The organism is Legionella lytica (genome assembly GCF_044626755.1).
GTDB classification, from domain to species: Bacteria; Pseudomonadota; Gammaproteobacteria; order Legionellales; family Legionellaceae; genus Legionella; species Legionella lytica_A.
This window is the reverse complement of sequence record NZ_JBGORX010000001.1, coordinates 429,314-451,175: the sequence shown is the minus strand read 5'-3', so window position 1 is coordinate 451,175 and position 21,862 is coordinate 429,314. Positions and strand designations below refer to the sequence as shown.

The window sequence follows — 21,862 nt, the reverse complement described above, 5'->3', positions numbered from 1 at the left end:
AAAGTCAGCCCCCTATGTGTTTTTAATTTTAGGTTGGGTTCATGACCTAATCGCGATGCCTGAAGACATTTTGCCTTTATATCTCCTCTACCCTACATCCCCGGCTCGGAACGAAGGTAGTGGGAGTTTGGCTTAAGGCACATCATTAGGCCCAACCTACAAAAATTCTATATTACTTACCCCACGGTGCCAATGATTCTTATTTGTTTATTATCAGGAATTTCCTGATAAGACAAAACATGGAAATCAGGAGATATATTACGCACAAATCGAGCCAGTACAGAGCGTATTCCTGGTTGAACGACCAGTACTGAACTTTCTTGTTTTGCTTGCTGTTGCATAGCTAACTGCGCTAAAGAATGTTGTATTTTGTCAGCCATCCCAGGCTCAAAACTTACACCGTGGGAATTACCACTTTGAATCGTGTTCTGTAGTAATTGTTCCAGCTCTGGTTTTAACGTAATAATGGGTAGCTCTTCATTCATACCACTGATTTTCTGCGTTATCAATCGAGATAAAGCAATGCGAACTTGGCTAATTAAAAACTCACTATCCTTAGACTTAGGCGCCATTTCGGCCAAAGTTTCAACAATCGTGCGGATATCGGTTAAAGGTATATGTTCAGCGAGCAAGCCTTGCAGAACTTTGTTCACCATTCCTAACGTTAATCCGTCTGGTACTAATTCTTTCACCAACTTCGGCGAGGAGATAGCCAGCTTATCTAACAACTGCTGGGTTTCTTCATAACCAAGCAATTGTTGGCTATTACGCTCGAGAATTTGGCTTAAATGGGTAGCCACTACGGTAGACACATCAACCACGGTATACCCTAGAGTATGAGCTTGTTCCTTTTGCACTTCAGTAATCCATACCGCTTCCATGCCAAAAGCAGGATCACGGCCTTTGATCCCATCCAACTCACCAAACACTTGGCCAGAGTTAATTGCCAAAGAGCGATCCGGATGAATAACCGCCTCCCCCATAATCACGCCTGCAAGGCTAATTCGATATTGATTGGGTTTCAAATCCAAGTTATCACGCACATGCACAGAAGGAATTAAGAACCCTAACTCTTGCGATATCTTCTTACGTATCCCTTTAATACGTGCCAACAACACACCGCCTTGCGAATTATCAACCAAGGGAATCAATCGGTAACCTACTTCAAGACTAATCACATCAACGGGGTTTACATCATCCCATGATAACTCGGTTGACATACTTGGGCTTTGAACGACAGGTGTATCGCTTTCTTTCACCACCTTCTTTTTGTGCTTGTCTTTTTCTTGCTGTGCAAATAAATAAGCCATCCCTCCAAGACCCGCAGACAAGAGGAGAAATGCAACATGAGGCATTCCAGGAATAATACCAATCACTCCCAAAATCGCTGAAGCAATAATTAAGGAGCGAGGATTAGCCAAAACTTGGGAAACAACTTCACGCCCCATGTTTTGCGCACTGGAAACACGGGTGACAATAATTGCAGCTGCTGTAGATAAAACTAATGAAGGAACTTGGGCAACCAGACCATCACCAATGGTTAGCAAAATATAATTGTGTAAGGCATCAGAGATACTCATACTATGTTGGAATACACCAATGATTAAACCGCCAATAATATTAACGACGAGAATCAATATCCCCGCAACAGCATCTCCGCGGACGAATTTACTCGCTCCATCCATTGAGCCATAAAAATCAGCTTCCTGTGCTACTTCCAGACGACGTTTAATTGCTTGTTCTTGATTAATTAAGCCCGCGTTCAAATCCGCGTCAATCGCCATTTGCTTACCTGGTAAGGAGTCCAAAGTAAACCGAGCACTCACTTCTGAAACACGCCCCGCCCCCTTGGTGACTACCACAAAGTTAATCACCAGCAAAATCATAAACACGACTAAACCAACAGTGTAGTTTCCACCAATAACCACTTCACCAAATGATTGAATTACATGCCCTGCAGCATCAGTCCCATTGTGGCCATTCAATAACACCACCCGGGTGGAGGCCACGTTTAGCGCTAAACGAAGCAAGGTAGCCAGCAAAATAACTGTAGGAAATACTGCGAAATCCAAAGGCCTTTCGCTATAAATTACAGCCAATAAAACTACTAAAGATAAGGCGATATTAAAGGTAAAAAATACATCCAGTAAAAATGGAGGTAAAGGCAAGATCATCATGCCGAGCATGACCACCAACATCAGTGGCGTGCCTAGGCCTTGGCTCATCCAAAATTGAACATGTTGCCAGGCATTCTTAGTGCTACTCATTAAACATCCTCCTCACGCGCTAATTCAGGTGGAATAGGCACATCTTGTAATACTTCCGGTTTGGGGTCATAACGTGTTTTATCACGCAGCTGAAACACGTAAGCTAATACTTGTGCTACTGCAACATAAAGTCCTCTGGGAATTTCCGCATTCAATTTGGTCGAGAAATAAAGTGCTCGGGCTAAAGGAGGTACTGAAATAATTGGAATATCATGCTCCTTTGCTACCCCATTAATTTGGAAAGCGATCAAATCTTTTCCTTTGGCAATGACCATCGGAGCCTTATTCCCCTTTTCCTTATACATCAACGCTACCGCATAATGGGTAGGGTTAGTTAGTACAACATGAGCTTTGGGTAGTTCAGCCATCATTCGCCGTCTGGCAATTTCTTGCTGTGCACGACGAATGGCATTTTTAACCTCAGGCTTTCCTTCAGTATCTTTATATTCTTCGCGTAATTCCTGCTTAGTCATCTTCAAGCCTTTATTGTGCTGATATAATTGAAACGGAACATCCAGCGCAGCAATTAAAAGCAAGCTTGCAGAAACCCAAAGAAAGGATTTGATAACAATCAGTGCACCCGTACTAATCGCTATTTCAATAGGGCTATGTGCGAGCGCAAGCAGCATAGGTACTTGTAGGTTAAGTACGACAACAGCAACGATGGCCACTAAGACAAACTTAAAAAAAGATTTAATCATTTCGACAAAGTTCTTCAGCGACACCATACGCTTCAAACCTTGCAAAACATTTAAACGGGAAAATTTTGGCTTGACTACTTGACCACTAAATACCCAGCCACCCATTAAAAGAGGTGCAGCTAAAGAAACCAAGAAAATAACAATTAATAGAGGAAATAGTGCCAACACACCCATTTTCGCGGTAAAGAACAAGCGCTCGAGACTGACTACAGGGGTAATAATGATTTCAGTGTCAAACTCAAAGGCTTCACGCATCATCAAGGCTAATTGCGTTGATAACTGTTTGCCAAAAACTAAAAAACCAACTGCTGTAAATAATAAAGCAAAGGTAGTATTAAAGTCTTTTGAACGAGCAACCTGACCTTTTTCACGAGCTTCTTTAAGTCGTTTGGGCGAGGGCTGTTCGGTTTTTTCGTCGTTCTCTTGTTCTGACATTAACGTAACATCCCTACTACAAAACGTATTCCATCATCAATGATATCTGTCATCTGAGCCGCCACGCTAGGCAAGCCAATTTTAATCACTGCAATTCCCATCACCAAAGTAATAGGAAAACCTAAAGAGAAAATATTCAACTGGGGCGCGGCACGCGCCATAACTCCAAATGATAAACTAACTATAAGTAAAGACAATAAAGCAGGAATAGAAATTAATAATGCTTTTTTAAACATCCATCCTGAAAAAGTAATAACATTCCATAGCATATTGGAACTTACAGAAGTCTTCCCTATAGGCATTGTTCTAAAACTATCCATTAGGGTTTCGATAATGAGTAGGTGTCCATTCAAAGCCAAAAAGATTAAGGTCATCATCATTAAATAAAGCTGACCAACTAAAGGAACACTGGCCTTACTGGCGGGATCCACCATTACAGCAAATCCCATCCCTGTCTGCATGGAAATAATTTGCCCTCCTAAAATAAATACCTGGAAGGATAATTGCACCACAAAGCCCATCAATAAACCTAATAATAATTCCTGAGCAATGTATAAGGGATAAGCGGCATTAAAATTAAGAAAGCTAAGCTCTGGTGCCACTAAAGATGAGCAAATCCAGCTTAGAACGAAAAGAAAAATAACTTTAACTCGAGTCGGTATGAGCACCGATGAAAAGACAGGAACAGCAATTAATAATCCGCCCACACGTGCAAACGGCCAGACAACCTGGCTGATGTAACGTATTAATGTTGGATAATCAATATTCATTGCCGCATTAACCTATCAAATAAGGAATATTACTAATCAAAGAGCTGGTGTAATTGATCACCGTTTTTAATAGCCATGGCCCGGCAAATATCATCACTAAAAAAGTAGCGAATAATTTGGGAATGAAGCTGATACTTGATTCATTAATTTGCGTTGCCGCCTGAAACATAGAAACAACTAATCCAACGAGCATCCCTGGCACGACTAACACGGTAATCAGTAACAGCATGAGGTAAACCCCTTCGCTGAATATGGCAACAACCGACTGCGGTGTCATTGGCTCTCCCTGTAAAAATACATAAAAAATCTTAAGCGTAAGCTAGTTGCTTACAACTAATGGTGCTACTTAAGTGTTTTTACCTAATAACATTTTCGAATTATCACGACTTGACCGCGGTAATTCGGTCCTCAAAAGTAAGACCTGTTAGTTGCAAGCAACCAAGTTTTTATTTTAATTGTTCAATTCGTGGGTTCAGACCGGAACGGTTCTATGCAAGAATTCACACAGCAAAACTCGATGCCAATGAACCAAGGATTAATGTCCAACCATCAACCATCACAAACAACATAATCTTAAACGGTAATGAAATAATTAGAGGAGATAACATCATCATCCCCATCGCAATCAATACGCTCGATACAACCAAATCAATAATTAAAAACGGTAAAAATAAAATAAACCCAATTTGAAATGCTGTTTTCAATTCGCTTGTAATAAACGCTGGAATAATGACACTCATCGGCAAATCATCTAAAGAAGCAGGCTCTTTATTGGCAAATTTTTCAAATAAAGCCAAATCATTTTTACGGGTTTGATTGAGCATAAAGTGCCGTAATGGCGCTTGTGCATTCGCCATAGCCTGGGGAAACTCCATGGTTTCGGCTAAATAAGGTTGAATCGCAGTATCATTAATTTTATTAAATGTGGGGGCCATCACAAAATAGGTCATGAATAATGCAATACCAATTAATACCTGGTTTGTTGGAGCTTGAGCCAAACCAATTGCCTGACGTAAAATGGACAAAACAATAATGATTCGTGTAAATGCCGTCATTGCCATCAATAAACCAGGCAAGACCGTTAGCAAAGCCATAAAGATTAGGATTTGCAAATTGACGCTATATGATTCGCCGCCATGAGAGCCGGGTTGTACTGTCATTGCGGGTAAAGATAAGGAGTTTGCTGCTTGTGCTGCAAAAGGTAAAACACTTAATAAAACCCCAAAAATTACATAATTTTTTATTTTCATCTTATGATTTCACTACCGCCGATTTAAGCAGCTCCGCAAATGAAGGTTTATTTGGTGCATCAAAACCTGGAGGTAACTCTTCGCCAAAATCATACAGAAGTGTGATGTGACCGGAACCAGAACCCAGCAATAGATATCGTGTACCAACTTTCAACAGCATAATCTTTTCTTTAGGCCCTAGGATCATACTGGCAACAGATTGAAATCCTTTAGAAGAGCCTAAGTGTGCTCCTTGCAATCGCTTTACCACCCAAGATAAAACCATGATAACTAACAGAACCGAAAACAAGCCCAGCACAAGACGTACGAGCTCGCCTTGAGTAATTGCATGCTGAATCATCTTAATCGTCTAATCCGCTCAGCCTTACTCACGATGTCTGTTAATCGAACTCCGAATTTATCGTTAACCACAACAACTTCGCCGTGAGCAACCAACGTTCCGTTAACTAATACATCAAGTGGATCACCTGCTAAACGATCCAGAGGCACAATTCCCCCCTGATTTAATTGCAGTAAGTTACGAATGGTCATTTTAGTACGACCAATTTCGACCGTTATCGCAACAGGTATGTCTGAAATCAACGCCATTTTTTCTTCGTCATTTTCATGAGGTAGCGCACTTACCTGTTTTGGCTGCTCCATTGCTGAATCTGTCATCTCAATCCCCTAATAACTAATATGCTTGATTATCTTTACAGCGCGTTTATCATTTGCAGTACCCTGAGTTGCTGTAAAACCCGGTGTGCCTTCAATATCCAGTGTGACAATTTCTTTCATTTCCACCGGTATAAAATCCCCTGCTTGCCAAGCCATTACCCCACCTAAGGTAGTTGTTGCTTGCGCCATTGCGGAGCTGATAATCAATTCCACATCCATCAACTCTTCTTTTAAGGATTTGACCCAGTTCGGATCAATTTCATCCTCTGGGCGAGCGGCCCCTAACTCTAATTGCTCTTTAATGGGTTCAACCATGGAATAAGGAAGAACAAAATAAAAATCCCCTGTTTCCTTACCAAAATCTAAAGTAAAACGTACCACCAATAACATTTCTTCAGGTTCTGCGATGTTCACCAGTTGGGGGTTTGTTTCATCATTAAATTTTGTAATATCTAATTGAATAATCGGCTTCCAGGCTGACATCAAATCAGCAACCAATTTTTTAGACACAGCATCCATAACCCGCAATTCAGTTGCGGTAAAGTCAGTGCGGTCTTTTTGAGCAAAAAATTGAGAGCTACCGCCAAAATAATAATCAACCAAATCATAAACAAAGATACTATCAAACATGATAATTCCTTTGCCACGCAAAGGTTTGAACTTATAGACATGCATTAAACTTGGGTTGGGAAGGCCTTCCATGAATTCGCGGTTTTTAACAATTTGTAACTGATCTTGCGTAATCTCAAAATCTTTAGCCGTTAATTGATAAATGTCTGAAGCAAATGAGCGTACGGCGCGATCATAAATTCTTTCGAGTACAGGTAATTTACCTTTGATAATGCGTTCTTGAGTGGAAAAATTGAGTGTTTTTACCTCACTCTCTTCAAAGATAATAATAGGGTCAGCGGCTCCTTCGGAAGCCCCATCTGCTGCTTGCTTTGCAGCACTACTTTTTTTGCGGGAAGATTTTTTCTTGGCTGTTTCTTGGAACTCAGCATTTAATACTTCTTCTTCCTCAGCAGACTCATCAACTGACTTTAGAAGCGCATCTATTTCTTCTTGCGATAAAACGTTTTTCTCAGCCATAAGCAATCCATACTAAAAAATACTAAAATTCAATACTGCTTTTTGATGTTTCTATGCAAATTGCATATTTCTAAAAATTAATTAAAAATCAAACAGCTGATCCATTTAGACTACGCAATTTGACATAAAAAAGAGGCCCTCGTCAATGAGTTAAGAAAAATAAGACTTTCATTAGGGAATAACTGTAATTAAAACGAACTATTTGTATTTGCAACCCAAAATATAGCCAACAATTTCTTTTCAATCATTAGCTAAATCGTTATAGTTTTTATATCCTCACTAATCAGGCAATGGTACATGCACAGTAAAAAAGTCCTACTGTCCAATTTTAGCCATGCAATGTTCAGTCAATCCTTATGTGTTCGCCCCGAAAGTGAGCATGAGTTGATTACGTACAGTACCCAGCATCCGGAGCAAGCGATGCTTCCGCGAGGAGCTGGATTAAGCTATAACGACAGCTGCTTCAATACAGATGGCATTATTATTGATACCCAACGATTCAATCACTTAATCAGTTTTGATGCGAATACCGGTGTGGTCGTCTGCCAAGGTGGTCTACCCCTTAAAGATTTATTTTTAGTACATCCGGATTTTATTCCACCAGTAATCCCTGGAACCATTCATGCAACCGTTGCCGGGGGAATTGCCCATGATGTGCATGGAAAAAATAATCCACATGCAGGGAGTTTTGGTAATCATATTCTCTGGTTTGATTTACTGGTAGGAGCAAAGCTAATACATTGTAGTCCTGAGGAAAATCCGGAGCTGTTTCATGCCACAATTGCAGGTCTTGGACTCACCGGAATCATTATGCGTGCAGCCATTCGACTACAGAAAAGATCGCGCTCGCTAGAGGTAAAACGCGAGCAATTTAATGCTTTAGATACCTTAACTGAAGCCATGTGCAACTATGGTCGTGAACATGACTATCAAGTTGCCTGGCTGGATTTGCTGCATAGCACACCCTGCTCCGTGCTTTCCTTGGCAGATCATTCGCTTTCTCCTTCACCCACTCAAAAACGCCCAGCAATGACAGTACCCAAGCTGCCCTTTGGCTGCATTAAAAAATGGAATATGAAATTATTTAATTCTCTATTTTTTAAACAGCAGAAATCAGAAGAGACATTAGAACTCCTGCAATTTAATAATCCGCTGGATAAATTAAATCATTGGAATCGACTCTACGGCCCTAAAGGGCTGATGCAATTTCAAGCAGTATTTGCCCAAGAACAAGCGGCAGAAACTTTAGAACAGTTAATCCAACTAATAAGAACCTATAAAGCCACGCCTACCCTTGCGGTACTTAAACTATTGGCCCATTCAGGCCATGGCTTGCTTTCGTTTTGCCAACCCGGTTTCACGCTTGCCGTTGATTTCCTCCATAATGAGTATGCGGTAAACGCTGTAAACGCAATGAATCGGTTAATTACGGAATGTAATGGACGTGTATATTTAGCCAAAGATCAACTGCTCAATGTGGAGCAGTATCAAAAAATGTATGAGCGGCACAATGTATTTTCTGCGGTATTAAAACACTATGGCTGTACAGCACAGTCGGATCTGGCTCGACGTTTAGGAATAATAAAATGACACAAAGAACTTGGGTAATTTTAGGAGCAACCTCAATTATTGCCGAAAAATTCGCTCATATCGCAGCACAATCAGGACATCGCTTGCGCTTAATTGGCCGTCATGCAGAACAATTACACTTAATAGCTCAAGATATTCAACTACGCTATCAAGTTTCCTGTGAATTTTTTGTGGCCGATATGACCGCGCCTGAAACCCTACCTACGGTTTTAAACAAGAGTGAGCAAGAACTGGATTTATTTGTTGCTCACAGTGACTTTACCGAGAATGAACACTTAAATCCACATTCGATTCAGCATTTAATCCAAGTAAATATTCAGGCAACGACCCTACTTATCAATGCTTACTTAAATAAAGCACAAACACACCACCACCTTGTGTATTTAAGTTCCGTCGCCGCCTGCCGTGGACGTGCTAAAAACAGTCTTTATGGTGCGACTAAAGCCTGTATTGAAGTATATCTGCAAGGACTACAACAAGCCGCAAACAGCCATCAACACATTACCATTGCCCGCTTAGGTTTTATTGATACGCGTCAAACCTATGGTCGACCCGGGATCTTTTATGCAGGCCCTCCTGAGGCTTGTGCTCAAGCGTGCTGGAACGCTTTAGGCAAAAAGAAACGACTCATATATTATCCTTTTTTCTGGAGATGGATTATGGCTGTTATAAGCAGAATTCCCTTTTTTATTTATAAAAGAATGAGTTCGGTTTAATTTTGTATCTAAATTCCTCATTTCTTGCAAGAACACATAAAACATGTATAATTTGCCCACTATATGAACAATTGCTTGGGTATCTCAATGCTCCTCTATTTTCCAGCTTTTTTTGACACACCTCAAGAAAAAGACATTAACAGTAAACTTCGTCTACCAGCAACATTGGCCTGGAATATTAATGAATACAGACAGTTATGGAAATTAAAAAAACATACGGAAAGAGTTACTGCAAGTATTCATCAGTTACAATTTATTGTTCCAATGGATCAAACGCTTAATGATTTAAAGGTGCTTGTGTCATCAGCCTTTGCTCTGGCAATTGAAGGAAAGAAACTCAACCGTACACAGCATACTAATCGATTAGAAAATTGCTTTTATATTTTGGAAAGTGAACTTTCTGAGTCTGCAACTTGGGATATTTCTTTTAGTTGTTTGAACTTGATCTCTAATACATTCATTATTGGACTGGCAAGCGCTAGCACTCTTTTATTTACCGCTACAGCTCTTGCAGGACCAGGTCCTATGCTATTACCGTTAGCACTAGCAGTTATTGCTAGTTCACTCACTATGATTGCAGCTTATAGTATGTATGTAGATATACGTTTCGCACGCCACAAACAGCTTACGGAAATTAAAGAGGGTATTGACTTTCTGTGCGCAAACTACTGCCCTGACTACGAGTCTGAATCAACTAATGAAGATAGTTTAGCTTACAAATAAGCCTATTGAGAGTAAGTTTTTAAGTTTGACACCACAGTCAGAAATCCCCGACGCGCTCAAATGAGCCCCACTACGTCGGAGATTTCCCTTATAAAGAAAGCCTTAAGTGATTATAGTTTTTCAGACTACCCTTTCACACATAAAACCTGCTTCAACGTATAAACAATCTCAACTAAATCACTTTGTGCAGCCATTACTGCATCAATATCTTTATACGCTTGAGGCGTTTCATCCAAGGTGCTCGCATCTTTTTTACATTCAACACGAGCCAGTGCCCGTCTATGTTCATCCAAATTAACTAATTGTTTGGCTTTAGTGCGTGACATCACTCGTCCTGCGCCATGACTACAACTATGAAAACTTTCCGGCGTTCCTAATCCACGCACAATAAAGGACTTAGCTCCCATAGACCCAGGAATTATACCCATTTGCCCTTTTTGCGCAGAAACCGCACCTTTACGAGTAACCCAAACCTCCCGTCCAAAATGTTGCTCTCGTTGCACATAGTTATGATGACAATTTACAGAATACTCGTGACAAATAATGTCACGTTCTAATTGCTTGCTCACCGTATCGATAAGAAGCCTCATCATAATACGGCGATTTTCTGCTGCGAAATTCTGGGCCCACTCAACCGCTTGGCAGTAATCATTAAAATAAGTACTTCCTTCAGAGAAATAGGCTAAGTCCTTGTCTGGTAAATGAATTGTATGCCGTTGCATATCTTGTTTGGCTAATTCAATAAAATGGGTGCCAATTGCATTGCCAATACCTCGTGAGCCGCTATGTAACATAAACCAAACGTCTTGATACTCATCCAAACAAATTTCTATAAAATGATTCCCGCCACCTAAAGTCCCTAGGTGATTCACATTATTGGTTTTGATAAAACGAGGGTATTTTTCACAAAGCCTATCAAAAGGAACAGCTAAAGAATGATTCCATTGTTGCATCACGTAATGTGGAATCAAATTCCACTGGCCTATCTTTTGTCTGGGGCTGCTGCCAACAGGAATTGCTTCTTCGATTTTATTGCGTAATAAACCCAGGCTATCGGGTAAATCCTTGGCGACTAAGTTAGTACGAACCGCCATCATGCCACAACCTAAATCAACACCTACCGCGGCCGGAATAATTGCCTTCCTCGTTGCCATTACCGTACCGATAGTAGAACCTTTTCCCACATGCACATCAGGCATCACCGCTAAATGTTTATAAACAAAAGGTAAGGTAGCTAAATTTTTAAGCTGTTTCTGCGCCTCTTCATCAAATAAAACTCCATCAGTCCATGCCATAATTGGCACATTTGACGTAGTAATCATTTTCATTTTCTTTCCTGTTTTTGCTCTAAGGACACGAGCCAGAGCCTAACTTATATAGTTTACATATGCTATCTTAATAACATATATTGATGCTTCATGGATGAGATTTTGAATCCCACGCCCCTGACTACTGAGCCTGTTTGGAAGCAATCCATGTTAATCTTATTGGTTTTGTTTCCCGCCGTCATGTTAGAAAACATGTATTTTTTCCCCCATCTGGCGTCCCTCAATCCGGTACTGGCACGATTTTTAGGTGTAATAATCATTGTTTGTAGTATTTCTTGGGTATTAATGCCAATGGTGCATTATTCTTTGGGATGGTGGCTAAGTCCTATCTCAGCAAATCAGGAATATGGAGGATTTTTCATTGTTCTTTGCTTATATCTAATGGAAATTTGTTTTTTCCTGTTACTGTATCAGTATTAGTGATACACCGGAGCCACAATACCTGTTTCACAATACTGTTGTAAATGTTGCATAAGAGTTCGCCAAATCTCTACACAACGCTCAAGCTTAGGATCATTTTTATTCCAGCCTTGATGATTAATAGTAAGCGTGCACTGGTTATCTGCTGTAGCCTTTAAATAAAATCCAGCCTCGGTTCCTGGGGAGTTTCCAGGGCCGTCGATACATTTCCATACTACACATTTCCCCTCGTCCATCATCACTATTTTCCAGTCAAAAGAATGTTGATTCTCAAATTTCAATATCCAATCACTATCCGGTCGACCAGAACCTTTTACTTGCGTAGTAAACCATGAGCTCAAACCCTGAGCAGTGGTTAGCGCTTCATAAACGGTTGCACAACTTGCATTGATAACTCGATCATGAGAAATGGCAGACATAGCTCCTCCATCCATAGCGGTATTATTAATTAAGCTTAGCAGAATTACCTCATTTAATTTGTTAATGAAATGTGTCCGGATGAATATTTTTTATAAATAGTGTATATTACGCGAACTTTTATTGTTTAATATTCAGCTTATGTTTCTCAGTTTTTTCCAATCTGTCTTTAAATCTTCAGCTGTCAGTAATGCGCTTGCAAAAATAAATAATGATTACTTTACTAATCCCAATATTTACTCCTTCAATGCAGGGAGTAGTTTGTATTTTGATGAAGCCTCGTTGCAAAAAACCAGTGCTATTGATGATGAGCGCCGACTTTACATCTGGGTTTCGCAAATTGCTCGTTATTTTAAAGTAGGTGCAGACATCAAAGGTACGAACTCTAAAGACACTACCAGCACCTTGATTAGTAAATTTCTAAAAGACATCAGCACCTTAAATGATAGCACGAAGCAGTTTTTATGCACTGATGAACATGCATTGAACTGTTTAGTACTCGCTCTTTTATTAAGTAATAATAAAAATGACTGGAGTACCGTCTTAGAATTAATCCGTCAAAATAATACCTCCTCTCCTGCCCTATTAGTGCAATTAGAGTGGTTTTTTGATTTTGCATTTAACGCTACATCGCCCTCCTCCTGCGAAAAATTATTCACTCCGCAATCAGAGCCACTATCCTTAATTTCTCTGCCTGTATTTCCGGTCCTCAAGTTCATGATTTTGGCCCAACGTTACCTGCAAAATCCGAGCAGCGACTTTAGGGAGCTCTCTCATCTTGAACTACCGTTTACAGAACAAAGCCCTAAGTTGGAAATTTTAGCAGCACTAATTCAACAAGGCATTGTTGCCACTCAATTTACTAAGCATCCTTTTGTGCATGATTTACAGCATGCGCTAAAACAAATTTTCCGCGTCGAATTTCAAAACCTAGAAAAAGAGCCATCCAACAAAAAACCACTTAAAAAACCTCACGAGCGATTATTTTTAGAGTATTTTATTATTGATTCACTCAATAATATGAAACAACTAGAGCAAGAAGAGCAACTCATTGGTTTATCTCAAATGATTCGCTTTTTCTCAATGAAAACACTCGAATTTTACAAGAAAACCCAAGACAGCAGTGCTGCACTTGTGCAAAAGCTCTTTGCATTAGAAAAATACACAGAAACCTACATGCTGCATGATGACGTCATCCAATTTGTGACACATACAGATAAAAACATGATCGATGCAAGAATCGCTTTATATTGTGTGTGCTGCCGACTGGAACAATGGCTTTCAGGTAATACAGCTGTTCCTACATTCAATTCAATGGAAGAACCTTACATCGAGAAATTTAAAAAATTAAAACTTGATTTTAAAATGGGAACGCTTGCTCGTGAGCAATTATTTGCACTGGCAAAAAAAATAGTTCAGCAATTTGCGCAAGTGCAAAATAAGACCAGACAAGATGAATGCAAAAACTATTACAACACCCTTATAAAAAAATACTTATCGTCAGCACAGCAAAAAACGATAAATAAACTCTTTGAGGCCTCTATTGTAAATAAAAAGAAAGAGCTATTTCAGCCCCCAACACCATCGAAACCAAAAAATAATAAAATAAGTGAAAGCCAACAGATTCAGAAACCATCGGAAGAACACCAGGAAATAGCGAGCACATTAAGCCCAGTACTAACGTCAACCGCAGTTCCAATCCAGTCCGAAAAACCAGCGGTCCCTCATGAAACGAGTACGATTAATACTCCTGTGATAGCCTCCGAGCTTGTGCTTGCCTTACCAGATATTCAAGATCCACAACCTATTTCTACTAAAGCGAGTAAGGTAGTCTTCTCTCACCCACTAAAAACGACACAGCCTAAAATAACCGCCCCAAACACGAAAGAAAATAAACAAGAAAAAGCAGTGCTTCCTGCTAAGACAAGCTCGGCGTCACCCAAGCCCACTCAGACGGTTACAAAAGCTGTAGAAGTAAAAACTCTTCCGGAAAAAAACCTGACCAAGACATCACCAAAGAAAAAAAATAATACAGTCGTTACCCTCCCCCCCGTAGCGCTTATACCTCAATCACCCGAAATACTTAGCGAAAAAGAAAAAAGTGCCGAGCTAAAAACCGTGGAACCCCCTACACCGCTTAGCCCCCATTCATTTTTTAAGGCAGAACCATCAGCAGTATATCTAACACGAGGACAAATACCTCAAGAGCTATTGCAACTCATCGATGAATTACGTAAAGAATTTCCTAAGGCTGCATTTTATTTAACGGGGGCTGCTCCGGGAAATATATTGGAAGATAAAGAGCCTAATGACTATGACCTATTAGCTTTGAATATCTCCCTCTATGAACTCCAAAACGCCCTTACTAAGAAAAAGATTTCTTCCGAGCAGCGCAGTGTGAAATATCCCATTTTATATTGCCCTTTAACGTCTAAAATCTCTATTGATTTTTCTGTGAAATTTTTAGGCTCAAAGCAAACCACTCAAGAGTTATTAAAGGACGATTTCCTCGTGCGGGACTTTAATCTTAATGCCCTATATATGGAATTTACTGAACAGGCGCAATTCCCTATCTTTAGCTTTTCTAATGCCTTAGCCAAAAGAGCAGAAAAAAAGATTGTTGATGTAGTTGGCTCACCCGTTGAAACACTCAAACAAGATCCAATCCGTTTGTTTCGTCTGGCAAAATTAATAATTAGCTATCCTGATTATAATCTAGATGCAACCATGAAAAAGGCATTAATAGAATTACAAACTCAATGGCCGGAAATAATGAGTACGTATTTGCTGCAGGATAAAGCAAATCTATACCGAATGAGTCATGCCTTAAGAAAACTATTCTCAAAATGCAGCATGGAAGCAATCAACGAAGCATTCGTAACACTGCACGTATTACCAGTATTCTCGGGTAACTCAAAAACATTAAGTGATACTGCATGTGCGCGAATCCCTAAACATCTCCCGAGAGAATACTATTGCTTTAGTTGGATTTTAGCGAACTCCCTACAATATTTAGAAGAAAAAAAACAAGTCTATTGTCCACTTCTGACGGCTTTAGCGCTTACATCCAATGAATCGCTCTGTCTGCAATTTGTTGCGCAAAAAGTAAATAATAATGTGATTGATATGCAAGCATTCAACCTGATTAATGAGCCCGCATTAGTTGAGCTCTTACAGGAGTTCCATTTGATTGAACCATCCACCAAGCCCTCGCTGTAGTCAGTTACGTAGCCCGTAGTGATACGGGCTGCGTAGGTTAGAGAGCTTCGTCACCTCAAGATATGAATCATCGGCAAGATAGTTTTAATTAAGCCAAAAAATTGCAAAATATAAATTATTAAAACAATTAAGACTAAAATGTTTAAAAGGCTTTTAATTGCTCCCGGCATTGGGATAAACGCATTGATAAGCCATAAGGCCACCCCAAAGACAATAATTATCGCAATAAGGTTTAGTAGCTCGCTCATAAATTTCCTTTTTAATTGCTAGTAATGAAATTATAGCATAGAAGAGATTTTTTGTTTAAAAATAACGCACATGGGGTGATGAGCACTTTGCCTTTCCTCCTATGTAGGCACCATTACTACGGATTGCCTGAATATCCACTAAGGTGCTAATACATTACCTATGATGCTTCTTCAATTGTAAAAAAGCGGCATCTTCTTGGGCCGCTGCCCTTAATTAGCCATTTATTAATTAGCCATTTAATGGATACCGTGCTTCAGCCACGGTAAGGAAAGTAAGGGGTTTCTAGGTGCAAGCAACCCAGCAGCGCAAGATAACTTTATTGGCTATTTGTTTTAGTTTTCAAAAGATCTCGAATTTCGGTTAATAACTCTTCTTCTCGAGTTGGAGGAGTCTCTTTTTTCTCCTCTTTTCTTATGAAGGACATGCCTTTGACGGCGAGAAAAATTGAAAAGGAAATAATCGTGAAATCAATAATGGTCTGGGTAAACTCTCCCCATTTTACAACCGCATCTCCTACTGTGACAGATTTACCGGCAATATTAATTCCACCTAAAAGTAATCCAATCAGGGGCATGATGATTCCACTCACCAAGGAGCTTACTATCTTGCCAAATGCAGCGCCGATTACCACCGCAACTGCTAAGTCAACCGCATTACCTTTGACGGCAAACTCTTTAAACTCTTTCATAAAACTCATATTATCTCCTTATAGCGAGTTTTGATTTATAGCCCGTATCAAACAAAGATTTAACACAAAAGCTGGGACTAATAGCCTTACCTCGGACTAAATTCTCATTGTACCTACGTCCCACTTGCCTGCGGGACGTAGAATCTGTAGAGGTATGCATTCCAGATCTAAGAACCAATATACCAGTATATGCTAATATGAGCTATACTCTGCTTTATTGCGAATTACGAACCATGTCCTTGATTTCATTAATTTTCGCCTCTAAATCAGCAGGAACAACGCCCCCGCCTTGAGCCATGTCATCACGACCACCGCCTTTGCCACAAAGATGGCGTACTAAAGCTGCAGCTGCAGGAACTTTCCCTAGAATATTTTTGCTTACACCTGCAATCACATTCATTTTATCTTGATCAATAACAAAGAGCACAATAACCGCTGAATCCAATCTGGATTTTAATTGATCTAAAGTAGCGCGTAGAGCTTGGCTATCAGCTCCTTCCAGTTGTTTCACCAATAAATGTACCCCATTGATGTCTTCAACTTCACTGGCAAGATCAGCTCCTGATTTCTGAGCTTTCTCACTTTGCAGCTTAGCTACTTCCTTTTCAAGCGCCTTGCCATCAAGAACCAATTGAGAAACTTTTTCCACCAAGGTCGCCACATTCGTTTTCAATAAGGAAGCAAGTTCAACCAGTAAATCTTGTTGCTGATTAACCCAAGCTAAAGCATGGCTGCCAGTAACTAGCTCAATACGGCGTACTCCACTAGCAATGCCATATTCTGCAACAATCTTAAATAGGCCAATATCGCCCGTGCGTCGTGCGTGTGTACCGCCACACAGCTCTTTAGAAAACTCGCCCATAGCCAATACACGTACATCATCAGCATATTTCTCGCCAAATAAAGCAACCGCACCACTCTTTTTAGCGGTTTCGATGTCCATAATCCGAGTGACCACTTCGTTATTGGCACGAATCTGCTCATTAACCAGAATTTCAATCTGTTGTATTTGATCTGTAGTTACAGCCTCAAAATGAGAAAAGTCAAAACGTGCGCGCTCTGCATCAACTAGAGAACCCTTTTGTTGCACTTGGGGCCCCACAATAGTTTTTAATGCAGCATGAACTAAGTGTGTTGCAGTATGATTTAAACGAATGGCTTCACGACGCGCTACATCAATTTGTGCATCAACCAATTGGTCCACAAAAATGGAACCTTCAATAACTTCACCATAATGTACAATGGCTGGGCCATTCTTTTGCGTATCATCCACCCGAAAACGTAATTGATTTGCAAGTAGAAGACCACGGTCACCTACCTGGCCACCACTTTCAGCATAAAAAGGTGTATGGTCAAGTACAACCACACCTTTCATACCAGCGCTTAAAGACTGAACCTCTGCTCCGTCTTGCAATAAGGCAACAACTTGTCCTTCCATTCGGTCTTTTTCATAGCCATGAAAATCTGATTGGTGATCAAGTTGGGAGGCCGCATGATAATCCGTTGTAAACTGACTGGCGGCTTGAGACTGTTCTCTTTGCTGTTGCATTAATTGATTAAAGCCATCCATATCAACATACAAGCCCTGCTCTCTGGCTATGTCTGCTGTTAAATCAACGGGAAAACCATAGGTGTCATAAAGTTTGAACGCGATTTGCCCAGTAATTTCTTGACCACCTAAAGAATGCATTTGCTCTTGTAATAAACGCAATCCTTGATCCAAGGTACGCGCAAACTGATTTTCTTCTTGAGCTAAGATTTTTTCTACATGTGCTTTAGCACTAACCAGTTCAGGATAAGCATCACCCATAACATCAATTAGAGGCTGAACTAATTTAGAGAAGAATGGGGTTGGTAAACCCAGTTTATTCCCGTGACGTACTGCACGGCGAATAATTCTTCTTAATACATAACCACGTCCTTCATTGCCCGGGATAATGCCATCAGCAATTAAAAATGCACAGGAGCGGATGTGATCAGCAATAACTTTTAAGGAAGTATGGTTGAGATCAGAAATAGGGCCTAGCTTCGCAATGGACTTAATTAGGTATTGGAAGGAATCAATTTCATAGTTACTGTGTACACCTTGTACCACCGCAGCAAGACGCTCTAATCCCATACCGGTATCAACGGAAGGCTTAGGTAGTGGGTGCAAATTACCGTCTTTATCACGGTTAAACTGCATGAATACTAAGTTCCAAATCTCGATATAGCGATCGCCATCTTCATCAGGGCTTCCTGGAGGGCCTCCAGCAATGTCTGCGCCATGGTCATAGAAAATTTCCGTACATGGACCACAAGGACCCGTATCGCCCATTGACCAGAAATTATCTTTTTCTCCACACCGTGAAAAACGTTCTGCAGAAACCTTCATTTCTTTAAGCCAAATGTCCTCTGCTTCTTGGTCATCTTTATATACCGTGATCCATAAGCGCTCTTCAGGCAAGCGTAAAACTTCAGTCAAAAATTCCCAAGCGAACTTAATGGCCTCACGCTTAAAATAATCACCGAAGCTGAAATTACCCAGCATTTCAAAAAAAGTATGATGACGTGCGGTATAACCAACATTTTCTAAATCATTATGTTTGCCCCCGGCACGAACACAACGTTGTGCAGTGACCGCTCGTTGGTAAGAACGAGATTCAAGCCCTAAAAATAAATCCTTAAATTGCACCATACCGGCATTGGTAAACAATAAAGTAGGATCATTAGCGGGAATCAATGAGCTCGATTCTACCGGCTGATGGCCTCGTTGTGCAAAAAAATCAGTGAATGCTTGTCTAATTTCAGAACTTTTCATATTCAAATCGATACCAAATAGAGGGGGATGATTAACAGAGTAAACGTAGGTAACCCATACACATCAAGCCCCAAATTGAGTTAATTCTTGCTACAGTTCCAACTCCTTTGTTACCTGAGCAATAATATCCATACTAAATCCACGATAAAGTAAGAAGCGTTGTTGTTTTTGCATCTCGTTAAATGACATTTCCTCCTGGCCTTTACTTTTTTTGTGCCAAACATCTAAAGCATAAGCCAACCAATTGCCTTCTTCTTGCTGCAAAACATCATGAATTATTTCTTTATCGATCCTTTTATTATTTAATTCCTGGCGAATTTTTAAAGGCCCATAGCCCTGACGAATACGTGAACGACTGTATACTTCAACAAAACGATGATCATTTTGTAAATCCATCTGTTGACAAGTATCCAAAGCTTCTTGTGCTTCGCTCGAGCTAAATCCCTTCTGCCTTACTTTCTCATAAAGCTCTATTGCACCGTGCTCGCGCCTAGAGAGTAGGCGCACAGCACAGTCAAATGCTTTAGTCATCCATAGCCTCAAGCTCATCTTCTGTAGCAGAAGCCCGTATAGGTTGCTTCTTCTCTAATAATTCAGAACGAATTTGCTTCTCTAGCTCAACAGCAATTTGAGGATTGTCTTTTAGGTACATGCGAACATTTTCTTTACCCTGGCCAATTTTTTCTTGTTTGTAGCTATACCATGCGCCAGCTTTTTCAATAAGATTCAATTGAACGGCCAAATTAATAATTTCGCTTTCACGAGAAATACCTTCATTATATAGGATATCAAATTCGGTCATCTTAAATGGTGGCGCTACTTTATTCTTAACTACTTTAACGCGAGTCTCACTACCTAAGATCTCTTCACCTTTCTTAATTGAACCAATACGACGAATATCTAAACGCACAGAAGCATAGAACTTCAATGCATTACCACCTGTAGTCGTTTCAGGGCTACCAAACATTACGCCAATTTTCATACGAATTTGGTTAATGAAAATTACCAGGGTATTTGAACGTTTGATATTCGCAGTCAGCTTACGCAATGCTTGAGACATAAGACGTGCTTGTAAGCCTACGTGAGAATCCCCCATTTCCCCTTCAATTTCTGCTTTAGGTGTTAATGCAGCAACCGAGTCAACGATAATCACATCAACTGCAGCAGAACGAACGAGCATATCGGTAATTTCTAAAGCTTGCTCACCAGTATCTGGTTGAGAAACTAATAATTCATCGACATTAACCCCAAGTTTTTGTGCATAGCTTGGATCTAAAGCATGTTCTGCGTCAACGAACGCAGCGGTCCCACCCATTTTTTGGCACTCAGCAATAACTTGCAGAGTAAGAGTGGTTTTACCAGAAGATTCAGGACCATAAATTTCAACGATACGACCTTTAGGTAAACCCCCTATTCCCAAAGCAATATCCAAACCTAATGAACCGGTTGAGACTGCTTCGATATCACGGGATACAGTGCTGTCTCCCATACGCATCACTGAGCCCTTACCAAATTGGCGTTCAATTTGCGAGAGAGCGGCGGCTAAAGCTTTTTGTTTGTTCTCTTCCATAGTTTTTTCCAGGTAGATGTTAATGCAAGGACAAAATTATCACACAGATAAGAACAAGCAGCAAACTGAATTAAGCAGGATTGATGGGAATATTTTTTAGGAGTGAATGAACACCGGTTAAAGCCTCTTGGCAGGCAGCCAAACGAATCTCATGACGAGTACCTGAAAATTGCCTTCTCACCGTTTTGGCACTGTCCATACCTTGAGCAAACCAACCGAAACATACAGTACCTACTGGCTTCTCCACACTTCCACCGTCGGGTCCCGCAATGCCAGTAACGGATACTGCGATCTGTCCTGCACTGTGCCGTACTGCCCCAGTTGCCATAGCTGCCGCAACGGGCTCACTAACTGCCCCATACTCAAGAAGCAAGTGTTTAGGAACTGCAAGCATTTCTTCTTTGGCTTGATTACTGTAGGTGACAAAACCACGTTCAAACCAAATTGAACTTCCGGGAATTTCGGTAAGATATCCAGAAACGAGCCCGCCCGTACAGGATTCAGCCGTGACTAATTGCCAATGCTTTTTTTGTAACAGGGTTGCTATTTGGAGGATTAAAGAATTCATGAAGCACCAGAAAGTGGGTTACCCTTGACCTGAAGATATTAAAATTACATCTCCACCGACATCCCACGGACAATCTGTGGCACGTCGGAGAGGTGTAAAAAGCGTAACGCTAAGAAATCTTAGTGACCTTGACCTTCAGTTGGTTGTTGCTGAGGAGCAGGTGCAGCACCTTGTTGCTGCTGAGCATTGTCAGTAGCTACGGGTGGTTGTTTGTTGCCGTGCTCACCGCAAGCAGTTAACGCTAATGCCAAAAATCCAGTTGCAGCAATTAGAGCCAAACGATTCATAATTAATTCTCCCTATTAGTTTTATATATTTCCCTCTTGAGTTTAGCAAAGAAATTTAAGTTCAACCATGAGGTCCTGATAATTCACAGGAAAAATCCGTTTCATTATCCTAAGGAAT

22 protein-coding genes are annotated in these 21,862 nt (G+C 40.4%); 5 read left to right on the top strand and 17 right to left on the bottom strand.

All coding sequences use genetic code 11. The features are described 5' to 3' along the window. Positions 1-176 precede the first annotated feature (176 nt). From flhA to fliM, 8 genes are all read right to left on the bottom strand, one after another. Entirely contained in the window at positions 177-2,267 is a 2,091-nt protein-coding gene (flhA, locus tag ACD661_RS01845; protein WP_400185883.1) for a flagellar biosynthesis protein FlhA, read from the bottom strand. Further along, positions 2,267-3,403, bottom strand: coding sequence for a flagellar biosynthesis protein FlhB (gene flhB / locus ACD661_RS01840; RefSeq protein WP_400185882.1), 1,137 nt, complete (start codon positions 3,401-3,403; stop codon positions 2,267-2,269). Before flhB ends, flhA begins: the two co-directional genes overlap by 1 nt. After that, the gene (gene fliR, locus ACD661_RS01835) at positions 3,403-4,173 is read right to left on the bottom strand and encodes a flagellar biosynthetic protein FliR (protein ID WP_400185880.1); all 771 of its coding nucleotides are present in this window, start codon (positions 4,171-4,173) and stop codon (positions 3,403-3,405) included. The genes flhB and fliR overlap by 1 nt, the downstream gene beginning before the upstream one ends. A gap of 7 nt (positions 4,174-4,180) precedes the next feature. After that, positions 4,181-4,450, bottom strand: a complete 270-nt coding sequence (gene fliQ, locus ACD661_RS01830; protein WP_133137283.1) for a flagellar biosynthesis protein FliQ — start codon at positions 4,448-4,450, stop codon at positions 4,181-4,183. Between the two features lie 223 nt (positions 4,451-4,673). After that, positions 4,674-5,423 carry a flagellar type III secretion system pore protein FliP gene (gene fliP / locus ACD661_RS01825; protein ID WP_400185878.1) on the bottom strand — a complete coding sequence of 250 codons (750 nt, stop codon included), beginning with the start codon at positions 5,421-5,423 and terminating at the stop codon, positions 4,674-4,676. Between the two features lies 1 nt (position 5,424). After that, positions 5,425-5,763: a flagellar biosynthetic protein FliO gene (gene fliO / locus ACD661_RS01820; protein WP_400185876.1), complete on the bottom strand. Its 339-nt coding sequence runs from the start codon at positions 5,761-5,763 to the stop codon at positions 5,425-5,427. Next, the gene (fliN, locus tag ACD661_RS01815; RefSeq protein ID WP_400187203.1) at positions 5,760-6,065 is read right to left on the bottom strand and encodes a flagellar motor switch protein FliN; all 306 of its coding nucleotides are present in this window, start codon (positions 6,063-6,065) and stop codon (positions 5,760-5,762) included. Before fliN ends, fliO begins: the two co-directional genes overlap by 4 nt. A 24-nt stretch (positions 6,066-6,089) precedes the next feature. Beyond that, positions 6,090-7,169 (bottom strand): flagellar motor switch protein FliM, encoded by a 1,080-nt coding sequence (gene fliM / locus ACD661_RS01810; RefSeq protein WP_400185874.1) that lies wholly within the window; start codon positions 7,167-7,169, stop codon positions 6,090-6,092. Between the two features lie 297 nt (positions 7,170-7,466). On the opposite strand from fliM, the gene ACD661_RS01805 reads away from it, so the two are divergent. The 3 genes from ACD661_RS01805 to ACD661_RS01795 all read left to right on the top strand — a co-directional run bounded on the left by ACD661_RS01805 (position 7,467) and on the right by ACD661_RS01795 (position 10,198). Continuing rightward, positions 7,467-8,759, top strand: a complete 1,293-nt coding sequence (locus ACD661_RS01805) for an FAD-binding oxidoreductase (protein ID WP_400185872.1) — start codon at positions 7,467-7,469, stop codon at positions 8,757-8,759. Next, on the top strand, positions 8,756-9,475 hold the full coding sequence (locus ACD661_RS01800; protein ID WP_400185870.1) for an SDR family NAD(P)-dependent oxidoreductase: 720 nt from the start codon (positions 8,756-8,758) through the stop codon (positions 9,473-9,475). Before ACD661_RS01805 ends, ACD661_RS01800 begins: the two co-directional genes overlap by 4 nt. A gap of 87 nt (positions 9,476-9,562) precedes the next feature. Continuing rightward, complete coding sequence (locus ACD661_RS01795) at positions 9,563-10,198, top strand: hypothetical protein (RefSeq protein ID WP_400185869.1); 636 nt, start codon at positions 9,563-9,565, stop codon at positions 10,196-10,198. Between the two features lie 125 nt (positions 10,199-10,323). Here ACD661_RS01795 and ACD661_RS01790 read toward each other — a convergent pair whose 3' ends face one another. Next, entirely contained in the window at positions 10,324-11,526 is a 1,203-nt protein-coding gene (locus ACD661_RS01790) for an RtcB family protein (protein WP_400185868.1), read from the bottom strand. Between the two features lie 90 nt (positions 11,527-11,616). Here ACD661_RS01790 and ACD661_RS01785 point away from each other — a divergent pair, with 90 nt between their 5' ends. After that, positions 11,617-11,946 carry a putative antibiotic biosynthesis monooxygenase gene (locus ACD661_RS01785; protein WP_400185867.1) on the top strand — a complete coding sequence of 110 codons (330 nt, stop codon included), beginning with the start codon at positions 11,617-11,619 and terminating at the stop codon, positions 11,944-11,946. Here the strand turns inward: ACD661_RS01785 and ACD661_RS01780 are convergent. Further along, on the bottom strand, positions 11,943-12,365 hold the full coding sequence (locus ACD661_RS01780) for an SRPBCC family protein (RefSeq protein ID WP_400185866.1): 423 nt from the start codon (positions 12,363-12,365) through the stop codon (positions 11,943-11,945). The two genes, ACD661_RS01785 and ACD661_RS01780, sit on opposite strands and share 4 nt — an antisense overlap. Positions 12,366-12,504: 139 nt before the next feature. Between ACD661_RS01780 and ACD661_RS01775 the strand changes: the two genes are divergently transcribed. Beyond that, entirely contained in the window at positions 12,505-15,582 is a 3,078-nt protein-coding gene (locus tag ACD661_RS01775; protein WP_400185864.1) for a hypothetical protein, read from the top strand. 50 nt (positions 15,583-15,632) lie between these two features. Here the strand turns inward: ACD661_RS01775 and ACD661_RS01770 are convergent, their stop codons facing one another. The 7 genes from ACD661_RS01770 to ACD661_RS01740 form a co-directional block, all read right to left on the bottom strand. Further along, complete coding sequence (locus tag ACD661_RS01770; RefSeq protein WP_400185863.1) at positions 15,633-15,830, bottom strand: Thivi_2564 family membrane protein; 198 nt, start codon at positions 15,828-15,830, stop codon at positions 15,633-15,635. 317 nt (positions 15,831-16,147) lie between these two features. Continuing rightward, positions 16,148-16,528, bottom strand: coding sequence for a large-conductance mechanosensitive channel protein MscL (gene mscL, locus ACD661_RS01765; RefSeq protein ID WP_400185862.1), 381 nt, complete (start codon positions 16,526-16,528; stop codon positions 16,148-16,150). Between the two features lie 205 nt (positions 16,529-16,733). Then, positions 16,734-19,319, bottom strand: coding sequence for an alanine--tRNA ligase (alaS, locus tag ACD661_RS01760; RefSeq protein ID WP_400185861.1), 2,586 nt, complete (start codon positions 19,317-19,319; stop codon positions 16,734-16,736). Between the two features lie 90 nt (positions 19,320-19,409). Further along, positions 19,410-19,850, bottom strand: a complete 441-nt coding sequence (gene recX, locus ACD661_RS01755) for a recombination regulator RecX (protein ID WP_400185859.1) — start codon at positions 19,848-19,850, stop codon at positions 19,410-19,412. Further along, entirely contained in the window at positions 19,843-20,889 is a 1,047-nt protein-coding gene (recA, locus tag ACD661_RS01750) for a recombinase RecA (protein ID WP_400185857.1), read from the bottom strand. The genes recX and recA overlap by 8 nt, the downstream gene beginning before the upstream one ends. A 70-nt stretch (positions 20,890-20,959) precedes the next feature. Further along, positions 20,960-21,457 (bottom strand): CinA family protein, encoded by a 498-nt coding sequence (locus tag ACD661_RS01745; RefSeq protein WP_400185856.1) that lies wholly within the window; start codon positions 21,455-21,457, stop codon positions 20,960-20,962. Between the two features lie 119 nt (positions 21,458-21,576). After that, positions 21,577-21,744 carry a hypothetical protein gene (locus ACD661_RS01740; protein ID WP_400185854.1) on the bottom strand — a complete coding sequence of 56 codons (168 nt, stop codon included), beginning with the start codon at positions 21,742-21,744 and terminating at the stop codon, positions 21,577-21,579. Between the last annotated feature and the right edge of the window lie 118 nt (positions 21,745-21,862).